This window comes from Acidovorax sp. ACV01 (genome assembly GCF_014851495.1).
Taxonomy (GTDB): Bacteria; Pseudomonadota; Gammaproteobacteria; order Burkholderiales; family Burkholderiaceae_C; genus Acidovorax; species Acidovorax radicis.
On record NZ_JACUZT010000006.1, the window covers coordinates 211097 to 224167 of the forward strand.

The window sequence follows — 13071 nt, forward strand, 5'->3', positions numbered from 1 at the left end:
CCACCGCCCTTGCTTTGCGCCCATGCGGCGCGCCACCGAAAGTCGATCCATGCTGCTTTTGCGCAATGCGTCCGTTCGCCTGCTGTTTGCGGGCCAGGCCCTGTACTGGGGCTGCTCCATCATCGGCATCACACTCACCTCCATCGTGGGCGCGCGGCTGGCGCCCTGGCCGGCGCTGGCCACGCTGCCGCTGGCACTGCTGGTGCTGGGCAACCTGGTGGCGGTACAGCCGTTGTCGCTGTTCATGCAGCGCCGCGGGCGGCGTGCGGGGCTGCAGGCCGGCGCGCTCCTTGGTGTTGCGGGCGGGCTGGTGAGCATGGTGGGCGTGCAGTGGGGCAGCTTTGCCGTGTTCTGCGCAGGCACGCTGGCCATCGGCGCGTACCAGGCATCGTCGGGCTACTACACCTATGCGGCGCTGGAGGCGGTCGACCCCATGCAGAAAGGCCGTGCCGCGGCCTGTGTGGTGGCGGGTGGCCTGTGTGCGGCGGTGTTTGCGCCGCCGCTCGCGCTGTGGTCGCGCAATGTGCTGGCCACGCCGCTGGCGGGCGCGTACCTGGCCATTGCGGTGCTGGCCGCGCTGGGCTGGGCGGTGATGGCGCTGCTGCGCGAGGGCGTGGCGCCCAAGCCGGCGGCGGGCGGCATGGCAGCCATGCGCAGTCTGCTCGTGCGGCCCGGCCTGCGGGCAGCGGTGGTGATGACCGCCATCGGCCACGGACTGATGATTCTGGTGATGAACGCCACGCCGCTGGCGATGGAGGTGTGCGGGTTTTCGGCAGCATCGGCGGCGCAGGTGATCCAGTGGCATGTGATCGGCATGTTCGCGCCTGCGCTGTTCTCGGGTGTGCTGGTGGACCGCTTCGGCAGCCGCAGCGTGGCCGCGGTGGGCGCGGCGTGCCTGGCGGCCAGCGCGGTGGTGGCGCTGTCGGGCCTCTCGTTCACCGAGTTTTTGGCCAGCTCTTTTCTGCTCGGCACGGGCTGGAATCTGATGGTGATCTCGGGCACCACCCTGCTGGCGGAGAATCACGCACCCGGGGAGCGCGGGCAGGCCCAGGCGCTGATGCAGCTGGCCAACGGCATCGTGGCGGCGATGATGTCCTTTGCCTCTGGCGCGCTGCTCAGCGGCGCGGGCTGGACGGCGATCAACGCGGTGGCGCTGCCGCTGCTGGCCGTGGCGGCGGGCCTGCTGTTCGTGCGGGGGCGCGGCGCACCGGCTGCCGCGGGCTGATCAGGCCGCCATCGAACGCTCGCGCACGAAGTCGATGAAGCGCGCGAGGGCCGGGTTGTTGAGCGCGGCGGGCCACACCAGGCTGGTCTCGCACACGGGCAGCAGCGGCGCGCCAGCGGGTTTTACGGCCTTGGCCTTCGCCCTGGCGGCAACAGCAAGCCCGAAGGCATCGGCTGCGCGGTAGACCACGCCCTCGCGGCGGAACTGGGTCACGCTCTCGGGCACCCAGGCCACGCCCAGGCCGCCCCACACCAGGTTGACGATGGTCTGCATCTGGATGGCCTCCTGCGCCACCACGGGCACGCGCCCGGCGGCGTGGTACAGCGCAAAAATGGCGTCGTGCAGCGAGGGGACGATGCGGCGCGGAAAGATCACCAAAGGCTCGGCCAACACCTCGGGCAGATCCAGGCGCGGCGCCAGCGCCAAAGGGTGGCTGGCCGGAAGCGCCAGCACCAGGGGCTCCTCCGCCACGGCCAGCCGCGCGAGTTCGGGCGGCGCGAATCCGGGTGAATGCAGCATCAGCCCCGCATCGAGTTCACCGCGCGAGAACAGTGCACGCTGCACGTCGCCCGTGGCCTCCACCAGTTCCAGCGCCACCTGCGGGCACAGCACCCGAAAGTCGCGCACCCATTCGGGCAGCCGCTCGAAGCCGATGGTGGAGACAAAGGCCAGCCGCACCCGCCCCACCTCGCCCGCCGCCGCCGCACGCGCGCGCACGGGCAGCGCCTGCGCGCGCTCCAGAAAGTCACGCACGTCGGGCAGCAGGGTCTCGCCCGCCGGGGTCAGCGCCACGCGCCGGCGCGTGCGGTCGAACAGCATCACGCCCAGCGACCGCTCCATCTGCGCGATGGCCTGGGTCAGCGGCGGCTGCGTCATATGCAGGCGGATGGCGGCGCGGCCGAAGTGCAGTTCCTCGGCCACGGCCACGAACTGACGCCAGGCGCGCACGTCGATGAGTGCTTCTTTCATTGCGGCGGTGATCAATTGATATGTTTTATATATTACTGAAGCAGATGAAAGGGATTGGAAACGCCAGTCCAAACCTCGCATACTTGCACCCCGACAGCCGAAGACCCGTGCGCCCTCCCCCACGGCATCTTCCCACTACAACGACTCACTCCCCCACCAGGAACAACGCCATGGCAGACAGCAAGACCATCCCGATCCAGCCCATCAACCACCGCAGCGCCAACATCACGCAAGGCAAGTCACGCGCGCCCAACCGCTCCATGTACTACGCCATGGGCTACGAGGAAGGCGACTTCGTCAAACCCATGGTCGGCGTGGCCAACGGCCACAGCACCATCACCCCGTGCAACAGCGGCCTGCAGAAGCTGGCCGACGCGGCCATCGCCGGCATCGAGGAAGCGGGCGGCAACGCCCAGGTGTTCGGCACGCCCACCATCTCGGACGGCATGGCCATGGGCACCGAAGGCATGAAGTACAGCCTGGTCAGCCGCGAGGTCATCAGCGATTGCATCGAAACCTGCGTCGGCGGCCAGTGGATGGACGGCGTGCTGGTTGTTGGCGGCTGCGACAAGAACATGCCCGGCGGCCTGATGGGCATGCTGCGCGCCAACGTGCCCGCCATCTATGTGTACGGCGGCACCATCCTGCCGGGCCGCTACCAGGACAAGGACCTGAACATCGTGAGCGTGTTCGAGGCCGTGGGCGAAAACGCCGCCGGCAAGCTCAGCGACTTCGACCTCAAGGAGATCGAAAAGCGCGCCATCCCCGGCACCGGCTCGTGCGGCGGCATGTACACCGCCAACACCATGTCCAGCGCCTTCGAGGCCCTGGGCATCAGCCTGCCGTATTCGTCCACCATGGCCAACCCGCACGACGAGAAGATGAACTCGGCCAAGGAATCGGCCAAGGTGCTGATCGAGGCCATCAAGATGGACCTGAAGCCCCGCGACATCGTGACCAAGAAGGCCATCGAGAACGCCGTGGCCGTGATCATGGCCACGGGCGGCTCCACCAACGCCGTGCTGCACTTCCTGGCCATTGCCCACACCGCGGGCGTGGAATGGGACATCGACGACTTCGAGCGCATCCGCAAGCAGACCCCCGTGCTGTGCGACCTCAAGCCCAGCGGCAAGTACCTGGCCGTGGACCTGCACCGCGCAGGCGGCATTCCGCAAGTGATGAAGGTGCTGCTCAAGGCCGGCCTACTGCACGGCGACTGCATCACCATCAGCGGCAAGACCATTGCCGAAGTGCTCAAGGACGTGCCCGATGTGCCGCGTGCCGACCAGGACGTGATCCGCAACATCGACAACCCCATGTACGCGCAGGGCCACCTGGCCATCTTGAAGGGCAACCTCAGCCCCGAAGGCGCCGTGGCCAAGATCACCGGCCTGAAGAACCCCGTGATCACCGGCCCGGCCCGCGTGTTCGACGACGAGCAATCGGCGCTCGAAGCCATCCTGGCCGGCAAGATCAAGGCCGGTGACGTGATGGTGCTGCGCTACCTGGGCCCCAAGGGCGGCCCCGGCATGCCCGAGATGCTGGCCCCCACCGGTGCCCTGATCGGCGCCGGCCTGGGCGAGAGCGTGGGCCTGATCACCGACGGCCGCTTCTCCGGCGGCACCTGGGGCATGGTGGTTGGCCACGTGGCGCCCGAAGCCGCTGCCGGCGGCACCATTGCCTTCGTCAACGAGGGCGACAGCATCACCATCGACGCCCGCCAGCTGCTGCTGGAGCTGAACGTGCCCGAAGAAGAAATCGCCAAGCGCCGCGCCGGCTGGACGGCCCCCGCCCCGCGCTACACACGCGGCGTGCAGGCCAAGTTTGCGTTCAACGCGTCGAGCGCGAGCAAGGGTGCAGTGCTGGACGCTTATTGAAATCCAGCACAAAGAAAAGAAAAAGCCCACCGTCCCCGGTGGGCTTTTTTCTGGGTGATCTCACATTGGCACGCCGCATTGCCTCCGACGGCCCCCCTGGCAAGTACATCAGCGCTCCGTCCCCTCCTGCGAATCCCGTCCTAACCCTTGCGCCGCCTGGACCGCCACCGGATCCAGCCGTCTACCAAAGTCCTCAAGGGCGCCGTCACCCGCCAGGACCAGCTCGCGCGCATCAAGCCCATTTCTTTTCTCACGGCGGCCGTCACGGCTGCTTCGCGTGCCACCACGTCGCGCGCAAGACGTAGTACGGTAACCCGTGTACGGTCTGCGGGCGACGTACCAGGTGAGCCCGTTTGCATCGCTTCTTCTGGTGCAACGGCCTTGGCCTGCGCCATCAGTTCATCGACATCGAAAAAGGCCAAGGGCTGCTCCGCGCAGGTAGTGACCAGCAGGCCCCAAGGTTCATGCACGTCGATGCCCTTGGGCCCACCTTCGCGCGGGTTGTGATGCCCCTGCTCGAACACGTCATCGTCCAGCACGCGGATCACGGCGTTCGGCTGTGCCAGGTTTTTCCACCCCGAAGCAGCGCGGTGAAACACCGCCACGTGGGGAGCGCCCGCGTCCGCCACCAACAAGATGCGGCCCCCCGACAGAAAACACAGCCCATGGGGATAGCTGATTCCACGCAGTTCTGCCGCGGGCTCGTTGCCCGGTGCGAGGAATTCATCGTTGCGATAAAGCGCCACAAGGTGGCGGTCGTGGTTGCTCACCGCCACCCAGTCCGCACTGGCGTCCAGCGCCACACCGTCCGGAACCTCCAGCCCCTGCTGCATGAGGAGCTGTGCATCAAGGTGGGAAAAACCGGCCGCCGTATTCAACAGGTGATGGGTGACATAGTGGGAAAAGCCGTTGCACACCCAAAGCTCATGCAGTCCCGCGCCCAGATCCCGTGCACACAGGCTTCCCGGGGTGCTCAGGAGTTCTGTCTCACGCTTGCTGATGACGGACAGGGGTTGAAGGTCACACACAGAGGTCAGCCGATCTGCGCGGGGAATGTCGAACAGCGATACATTGCCCTCCCGACTGGCGACCGCGACGATGCTGTTACTGATCCAGCACAGGCCATGGGGGCGCCGGAGACTGGTGGAGGCAACCTCCACGGTATCCGTCAGGTACAGCACCTTCTGTCCATTTTCGAACTGGCAGTCCACCCCGACAATCAGCACCTTGTCCAGCGTGATGGCGGCAAGGGCAACACGGCGCCCGTCGGGTGACCAACTCACATCCTCAGTGCGCCCCATCGATGCGATGGAGTTCAACACTTCCGCTGGACCGATACATGCCAGTCTCACGGAGAGACTCCTTGCTGGGCGTTATGAAACGCCAACGCATCCTCCACACTTCCATCCATCACCACACATCCATCCTTCAGGACCAGCGCGCGGTTGCAAAAGCTCTTGAGAATGACTTCGTTGTGGGACGCAAGCACCAGGATGGAGACCTGTTCGATCAGCCCGTTGATGCGTTCCTTGGCCTGGCTGAAAAACTTTGCGTCACCGGCGCCAATCATTTCATCCATGAGCAGGATATCGGGAACGACGCTTGTGGACACCGCGAATGCCAGGCGCAGCAGCATGCCCTGGGAATAAGTCCGGACCGGTAGCTGAAGGTGTTCGCCAAGCTGGGTGAATGCCTCCACCGAGGGAATAAGACCCATCGCCTGCCTGCGCGTCAGCCCCATCACAATGCCGCGCATGATGATGTTGTCGTAGCCGGTGGCATCGACGTCCATGCCCAGCATGATGTCCGTGAGGGCGGCAACCCGGCCACGAAAGGACAATTCACCTTGCGTGGGTTCGTAAACTCCGGAAAGCACACGCAGCAGCGTGGTTTTTCCGGCCCCGTTAGAGCCGATCAAGCCAATGCGGTCTCCTGGGCGAAGCACAAGGCTCACATCGCGCAACGCATGCACGCTGACCTGCCGCAAGCCGCTGGCCTCCACGCGAGCCTTGTCGCGCTGGGGGAGCCCCAGCACAGTGTTCAGCAGCCCCCGGGACCGGGTTGTAAAAACGGGGAAGTCGATTGACACGCCCGTCAACTGGATATGGACCATCTTGCGATACCGAGGGGCTCTGCGCCTATAACCAGTACACAATCCGCCGCCGGATCGCCACGTACTGCCAGAAAAAAACCAATGCCAGCAGCAAGACCACGCCCACCGCAGCGCCCCATGTGTGCAGGCCCGGGACGGTTCCCAACAAGGGGCTGCGCATCAGTTCCAGGAAAAGCGCCAACGGATTCAGGTGCACCACCCACTGGGCACGCTCGGTCAACTGGTCAGGAACCCACAGCACGGGTGTCACAAAAAAACTGACCTGCATCAGGCTGCCCAGGGCCACCGTCACGTCACGGAAGCGGGCCGCCAGCCCCCCAAGGATGGCAACCACCAGACTGGCCGCAAGCAGCGTCAGTGCAGTTGCAGCCAGCAGCGCCCCCCACTGCACCGCCCCCAGCCGCCCCGCCCACAACAACACGGCCAGCACAATCACCGCGCTGTGCAGCATCAAGATGGAACATCGGAACACGGTGCGAAAAACAAATGCCATCTTGGGATAAGGCGTCTGCTTCAGGAACGCATCCGAGCCGATATAGGTCAAACAGCCCTCATTGATCAGGGCACTGAAGTACCCGAACAGCACATGCCCAGCACAAAAATACGGCAGGTACCATTCGGCCGGATACTTGAACAGCTGCGCACCAATCAGGCCAAACGCAACGATGAACACGGCCGTGTGCAGCGTAATCCACACAGGCCCCAGAAAGGTCCGCCGATACTGCTTGGCAACATCGTTCCAACCCATGAAACACCAGAAGCGCCACGCCACCATGGCGCTCCAGATATCAAGCCCCAGCAATTGCACTTGCCTCTGGCGCGCAGACACGGGGGGGTTGGTGGTTGAAGGTGTCATCACGAGAAACTCAAGCCATCGACTCGTAGACGCGGAGGGTTTTTTCTGCGCACGCTTGCCAGGTGAACGCGCGCACGCGATCACGTCCACGCACGACCAGCTGGCTTGCCAACTCGGGGTTCTCGGCGATGCGGCGCATCGCATCCGAAAGCTCATCGACGCGAAGAGGATCAATCAACAAGGCCGCGTCGCCCGCCACCTCCGGGATAGAGGTCGTATTGGATGCCACCACGGGCACACCCGCCGCAAAGGCTTCCAGCACCGGCAATCCGAATCCCTCGTGGAGCGAAGGGAACACCAGGGCCGTCGCACGCTTGATGACCACTTGAAGTTCGTCATCAGGCAAATGCCGCAACCAGCGGACATGCTTGAGCGCTCCCCCTGTGAACTGCGCGATGACGTCCTCGCACCCCCAGCCCGGCTTGCCAACCACAATCAAGGGGCACTCGCGCTGCAGGTGTTCGGGCAGGCTCGCATGGGCCAAAAGCAGACGGCCGATATTTTTGCGTGGCTGCAGGGTGCCGACACTCACAAAATACCGCTCCGGCAGCGCATGCCGCAACCGTACGGCCTCTCCCAAGGCGTCGTCCACTGGTGCAAACCACCGTGCCCCCACCCCCAGCGGAATGGCGGTGATCCGCTCCTCGGGGATGCGGAAATGCATAGCGATCTGCTGGCGGGAATAGTCGGAAATCGTGATGACGTGCTGCGCCCAGAACGCGGTGCGCCGCCACAATTCGTTTTTCAGGCCCTTGAATCGATATCGGACCCACTCGGGGTGGGACAGCGGGATCGCATCGAAAATTGTCGCCACCACTGGCGTGCCACGCAAGCGGGGCACCAGATGGTCGGTCGCATGAACCACATCAATCCCGGGACAAAGCGCGCGGCGCACGCTGCCAAAGTCCATACCCGGCAGCGTGGCAGCCAGGGCCTGCCGCGCGAAAGGCCCAAAGGAGATCGCGGGGGTCGCCCCCTCCCACAAGCTCGCCGGCGCATCGAACAGATACGGCTGCAGCTGCGCTGACGGCGGCATGGCTCCCATCAGCTCCCGGGTGTAAGTGCCAATACCATCCACCCCACCTTGCTGGACGGACCGCGCAAGAACGCTGACCCCAAAAGCCACCCTCATCGGACGACCTCGCAGGGTAGCCGCCACAACGAACAGTCGTTGACCATCATCGGGCCCCGGGATAAGTCCGCCGCAAGTCGGCTTCAACCATCATTCGACAGATCTGCTCCACAGTGGTGTGCGCCTCCCAACCCAACTCCACCCTGGCCCGGGAAGCGTCGCCCACCAGGAGATCCACCTCTGCAGGGCGGAAGAAGCTGGGATCAACGCTCGCCACGACGCGACCAGTCCCCACGTCGATGGCTACCTCCGACGCAGCGGCGCCCACAAACTCCAGGGATATTCCGGTGACCGAGAACGCCATGCGCACAAAATCGCGCACGGTATGCTGGCGGCCCGTTGCCAAAACATAGGTACCTGGTTGCTCGGCCTGCATCATCTGCCACATGCCTTCCACGTACTCAGCCGCAAAACCCCAGTCGCGGCGCGCGTCCAGATTGCCCAGTTCGAGCACATCCCTTTCACCGTGGGCCATGCGAGCCACGGCATTCGATATCTTGCGTGTCACAAATTCGCTGCCTCGAAGGGGGCTTTCATGATTAAAAAGAATGCCGCTGACGGCATACATTCCGTATGCCTCCCGGTAGTTGATAGTCATCCAGTGGGCAAACAGCTTGGAGACTGCATACGGGCTGCGCGGGCAAAAGGGTGTGGACTCGCACTGTGGCGCTTGCTCCACGCCGCCGAACATCTCTGAGGAACTGGCTTGGTAATAGCGTATGTGTGGATCTACCAGCCGGATGGCTTCCAGGAGATTCAATGCACCCTGACCATTGACCAGCGCCGTGGTGGTGGGAGCGTCGAAACTGGCACCCACAAAGCTCTGCGCCGCCAGGTTGTACAACTCATCTGGATGGAATTTCTGCAGGAGCGAGATGGCAGAGCCCGGGTCCGTCAGGTCAAAATCGACCAGTAGCAAATTGGGATGTCCCAGCACGCCCAGCTCGTGAAGGCGCCAGGTGTTCACACTGCTGGTCCGACGATGGGTTCCTATGACCTGGTACCCCTTCTTCAGCAGAAACTCTGCCAAATAGGCCCCGTCCTGTCCGGTTACACCAGTGATGACGGCTGTCTTGCCATGTGCAACGATGATGGGCTCTTTTCTGTAGCGCAACCTTGGCATGCCTGCTCTCCGCGCAGGAAAGCAAAGGCCAGAGGCTGCAGAGTGTTGGTGTCAGCGTGGCTTGCGCGGACGGATGCCCAGGGCTTCCTTGTTTTTGTTGATCCGGTCCTGCTTTCGCTGCTCCATCTTTTCCATGGCTTTACGCTTCGTATATCCGGTGGAATCAGCCCAGGCCCACCATAGGGCAGTGGCACCAAAAGGCGCCAGCACCCACCACCAGGACCAGGTGGCCACAGGTCCGATCTCGAAATACTTCAATGCCAGAAGCAACAATGAAAGACCCAGCAGGTACATCGCGATCTCCAGAAAAAGCTGACAACGCCCGGTTGACGGCGGACAAATGCCTGTCAACCCAAGCCACTACAATTCCATTAAAAGAACTGTAACCCAACCACAGGAAATCCCACCATGAAGCGTACCCTGATCACCCTTGCCATGACGCTGTCGGTTGCCGCCCCTGCCATGGCCGACTTGGCCCTGGCAACCTCGAAGAATTGCATGGCTTGCCATGCCGTCGACAAGAAGCTGGTGGGCCCCTCCTACAAGGACGTCGCGGCCAAGTACGCTGGCCAGAAGGACGCAGTGGACAAGCTGGCCGCCAAGATCGTCAAGGGCGGTGCCGGCGTGTGGGGCCCAGTTCCGATGCCTGCGAATGCGCAGGTCAACGATGCAGAAGCCAAGAAGCTGGCTGCCTGGGTACTGACGCAGAAGTAATTTACCGCTTGTCAACTCTGGGGTTGTATGCCCCTTGTTGAAGGCCGTGCCACGCCCCGTGGTGCGGCTTTTGGTGTTTCTGGGACTTCTATTTTCGTTTTCGCACTCCAGGCAAGTCCCACAACCTGCACGTGGAAAAACCTAGCGGATTTTCCGATCAAACCCGTGAAGCGACCGGTGCAGACTCCAGGCCACGCGTGCGCAACTGGTGCTCCAGCTGTCCCACATATGCGGCAGTGGAGTTGTCAGATTCGGTGGCGCGTGCTGCCAGGCGTGCTTCCAGTTCGTCCAGCCGAGCCAACACGGTGGCATGCGCCTGCTGGTGCTGCACATCCAGAAAAGCCCGCAACTCCGTGAAACGCGAGGCTTCGGCCTTATCCGCAAGTTCGCGCTGAACCTGCATCTCCTTGGTGTGCCGGCGCGTTTCGATGAGCACGGAGCCCTGGAGCGACAAGACATAGGCAACAAAAAAGATCCCCAGCAGGGCCGTGAGGGCCAGCATGATGAGCCCCAGAGGAGCCTCAAACACCACAATTCCCAGCGACACCAGGGACGGCGCGGCAAGGGTGGGCCAGTTGAGTGCGGCCAGCGCAGCGATGGCTACGACCGTCACCAAAAGAACAATGGAACGCAGATGCATGGAAACCTCCGGTAGGCAGCGCCCAGGCGAAGATCCGCAAGCGCCATGCGCCGTTGTAACGCATGCAGAAGCCGCTACGGCCCGCAGGAGGTTGATTTCAGGCGGTGTCCTACAGTAAGGGCTGAGCGAGGAGGGGCACCCTGAGGCGCCCAGCAAACGCAGTGGATCGTTGACGGGATTTTGTGGTCACACCAAATCGCTCCGCGATATGAGTGTCCCCGAATCCGGCAAACGCCTGCGCTGGCGCCTTTCGGCCCCTTCTAGATCAGTTGGTCTGGGCCAATTGATCCAGGATTGCCGGATTCTCCAACGTGCTCGTGTCCTGCGTGATCGCCTCACCCTTGGCAATGCTGCGCAGCAGCCTGCGCATGATCTTGCCGCTTCGGGTCTTGGGCAGGTTGTCGCCAAAGCGGATGTCCTTGGGCTTGGCGATGGGGCCGATTTCCTTGGCTACCCAGTTGCGCAGTTCGTTGGCGATCTGTTTGGCCTCTTCGCCCGTGGGACGCGAGCGCTTGAGCACGACGAAGGCGCAGATGGCTTCGCCCGTCACATCGTCCGGACGGCCCACCACGGCGGCCTCGGCCACGAGGTCGGTCTTGGAGACCAGGGCAGATTCGATCTCCATCGTGCCCATGCGATGGCCCGACACGTTCAGCACGTCGTCGATGCGGCCCGTGATGCGGAAGTAGCCCCGGTCGGCGCTGCGCACCGCGCCATCCCCCGCCAGGTAGTAGCCCTTGAGTTCTTCGGGGAAGTAGCTCTTCTTGAAGCGCTCAGGGTCGTTCCAGATGGTGCGGATCATGCTGGGCCACGGGCGCTTGATGACCAGGATGCCGCCCGCGCCATTGGCCACGTCGTTGCCCATTTCATCCACGATGGCAGCGGTGATGCCAGGCAATGGCAGCGTGCAGCTGCCAGGAACCAGCGGGGTGGCACCGGGCAGCGGCGTGATGACATGGCCACCCGTTTCGGTCTGCCAGAAGGTGTCCACGATGGGGCAGCGCTCGCCACCCACGTTCTTGTGGTACCACATCCAGGCTTCGGGGTTGATGGGCTCGCCCACGCTGCCCAGGATGCGCAGGCTCGACAGGTCGGAACGTGCGGGGTGCACGGCGGCGTCGGCCTCGGCGGCCTTGATGAGCGAGCGGATGGCGGTGGGCGCGGTGTAGAAGATCGTGCACTGGTGCCGTTCGATCATCTGCCAGAAGCGGCCTGCGTTCGGGAAGGTCGGAATGCCTTCAAACACGATCTGCGTGGCACCCGCCGCCAGCGGGCCGTAGGCCACATAGGTATGCCCTGTGATCCAGCCGATGTCGGCCGTGCACCAGAACACGTCGTCAGGGCGCAGGTCAAACGTCCAGTCCATGGTGAGCTTGGCCCACAGCAGGTAGCCCCCGGTGCTGTGCTGCACACCCTTGGGCTTGCCGGTGGAGCCACTGGTGTACAGGATGAACAGGGGGTGTTCTGCCCCCACTGCCACGGGCGGGCAGTCGGTGCTCTGGCCTGCAAGCGCCTGGGCAAAGGTCTTGTCACGCCCTGCCACCATGTTGCAGGCCGTGGATGTGCGTTCATAGACAAATACGTGGCGCAGAGTGTCGCAGCCGCCCGTCGCCAGGGCTTCATCGATGATGGCCTTGAGCGGCAGCTCCTTGCCGCCACGCATCTGGTAGTTGGCAGTGATGACGGCCACGGCACCCGCGTCGATGATGCGCTCGTGCACCGCCTTGGCACTGAAGCCGCCAAACACCACACTGTGCGTGGCGCCAATGCGGGCACAGGCCTGCATCGCCACCACGCCTTCGATTGTCATGGGCATGTAGATCAGCACGCGGTCGCCCTTGGCCACGCCATGGGCCTTGAGCGCATTGGCAAACTGGCTCACGCGGGCCAGCAGTTCCTTATAGGTGATCCTGGTGACCGTGCCATCGTCGGCCTCGAAAATGATGGCGGTCTTGTTCTCGGTGGGCGTGCCGATGTGCCGGTCCAGGCAGTTGGCCGAGGCGTTGAGCTCGCCGTCGGCAAACCACTGGTAGAACGGCGCGTTGGATTCGTCCAGCGTGCGCGTGAACGGCTTGGTCCACTGTACGTTCTCACGGGCCAGGCGCGCCCAAAAGCCTTCGAAGTCCTTGTCGGCCTCGGCACACAGCGCGTCGTAGCCCGCCATGCCTGACACGCGGGCGGCCTTGACGACCGCATCGGCGGGCGGGAACACGCGGTTCTCAACCAATACGGACTCGATGGCAGATGTGGGCGCACTCATGGTGTTGTCTCCTGGGTCTGATGGAATTGGAATTGGGCGGTACTGTCGGGCGCGGCACTTACAAGCCACTGACTGGCACGAAGCTTACAGAATCGGCAACCTGCCCCTGCACAGGAAAGCACTTGCGCGCGAGGGGTGTCACGCGGCACCCCTAAAATCGCG

12 protein-coding genes are annotated in these 13071 nt (G+C 63.7%); 3 read left to right on the plus strand and 9 right to left on the minus strand.

Annotated features, from left to right (window positions below; all coding sequences use genetic code 11):
* Positions 1-49: 49 nt before the first annotated feature.
* Complete coding sequence (locus tag IB243_RS18305; RefSeq protein WP_192428637.1) at positions 50-1225, plus strand: MFS transporter; 1176 nt, start codon at positions 50-52, stop codon at positions 1223-1225.
* Here IB243_RS18305 and IB243_RS18310 read toward each other — a convergent pair whose 3' ends face one another.
* Positions 1226-2194 carry a LysR family transcriptional regulator gene (locus IB243_RS18310; RefSeq protein WP_192428638.1) on the minus strand — a complete coding sequence of 323 codons (969 nt, stop codon included), beginning with the start codon at positions 2192-2194 and terminating at the stop codon, positions 1226-1228.
* A 170-nt stretch (positions 2195-2364) separates the two neighbouring features.
* Between IB243_RS18310 and ilvD the strand changes: the two genes are divergently transcribed.
* Positions 2365-4071, plus strand: a complete 1707-nt coding sequence (gene ilvD, locus IB243_RS18315) for a dihydroxy-acid dehydratase (protein WP_007855286.1) — start codon at positions 2365-2367, stop codon at positions 4069-4071.
* A 140-nt stretch (positions 4072-4211) separates the two neighbouring features.
* Here the strand turns inward: ilvD and IB243_RS18320 are convergent, their stop codons facing one another.
* The 6 genes from IB243_RS18320 to IB243_RS18345 all read right to left on the minus strand — a co-directional run bounded on the left by IB243_RS18320 (position 4212) and on the right by IB243_RS18345 (position 9589).
* Positions 4212-5390, minus strand: a complete 1179-nt coding sequence (locus IB243_RS18320; protein WP_225585036.1) for a YncE family protein — start codon at positions 5388-5390, stop codon at positions 4212-4214.
* Positions 5391-5419: 29 nt separating this feature from the next.
* Complete coding sequence (locus tag IB243_RS18325; RefSeq protein ID WP_010460614.1) at positions 5420-6184, minus strand: ABC transporter ATP-binding protein; 765 nt, start codon at positions 6182-6184, stop codon at positions 5420-5422.
* A gap of 25 nt (positions 6185-6209) precedes the next feature.
* Positions 6210-7040, minus strand: a complete 831-nt coding sequence (locus tag IB243_RS18330) for an ABC transporter permease (RefSeq protein WP_192428640.1) — start codon at positions 7038-7040, stop codon at positions 6210-6212.
* Positions 7041-7050: 10 nt separating this feature from the next.
* On the minus strand, positions 7051-8118 hold the full coding sequence (locus tag IB243_RS18335) for a glycosyltransferase family 4 protein (protein ID WP_370540360.1): 1068 nt from the start codon (positions 8116-8118) through the stop codon (positions 7051-7053).
* A gap of 100 nt (positions 8119-8218) precedes the next feature.
* Positions 8219-9295 (minus strand): GDP-mannose 4,6-dehydratase, encoded by a 1077-nt coding sequence (gene gmd, locus IB243_RS18340; RefSeq protein ID WP_192428642.1) that lies wholly within the window; start codon positions 9293-9295, stop codon positions 8219-8221.
* Positions 9296-9346: 51 nt separating this feature from the next.
* The gene (locus IB243_RS18345; protein WP_192428643.1) at positions 9347-9589 is read right to left on the minus strand and encodes a TIGR04438 family Trp-rich protein; all 243 of its coding nucleotides are present in this window, start codon (positions 9587-9589) and stop codon (positions 9347-9349) included.
* Positions 9590-9703: 114 nt separating this feature from the next.
* On the opposite strand from IB243_RS18345, the gene IB243_RS18350 reads away from it, so the two are divergent.
* The gene (locus tag IB243_RS18350) at positions 9704-10009 is read left to right on the plus strand and encodes a c-type cytochrome (RefSeq protein WP_010460604.1); all 306 of its coding nucleotides are present in this window, start codon (positions 9704-9706) and stop codon (positions 10007-10009) included.
* A gap of 157 nt (positions 10010-10166) precedes the next feature.
* Here the strand turns inward: IB243_RS18350 and IB243_RS18355 are convergent, their stop codons facing one another.
* On the minus strand, positions 10167-10649 hold the full coding sequence (locus tag IB243_RS18355; RefSeq protein WP_192428644.1) for a LapA family protein: 483 nt from the start codon (positions 10647-10649) through the stop codon (positions 10167-10169).
* A gap of 265 nt (positions 10650-10914) precedes the next feature.
* Positions 10915-12909 carry an acetate--CoA ligase gene (gene acs / locus IB243_RS18360; RefSeq protein WP_192428645.1) on the minus strand — a complete coding sequence of 665 codons (1995 nt, stop codon included), beginning with the start codon at positions 12907-12909 and terminating at the stop codon, positions 10915-10917.
* Positions 12910-13071 lie beyond the last annotated feature (162 nt).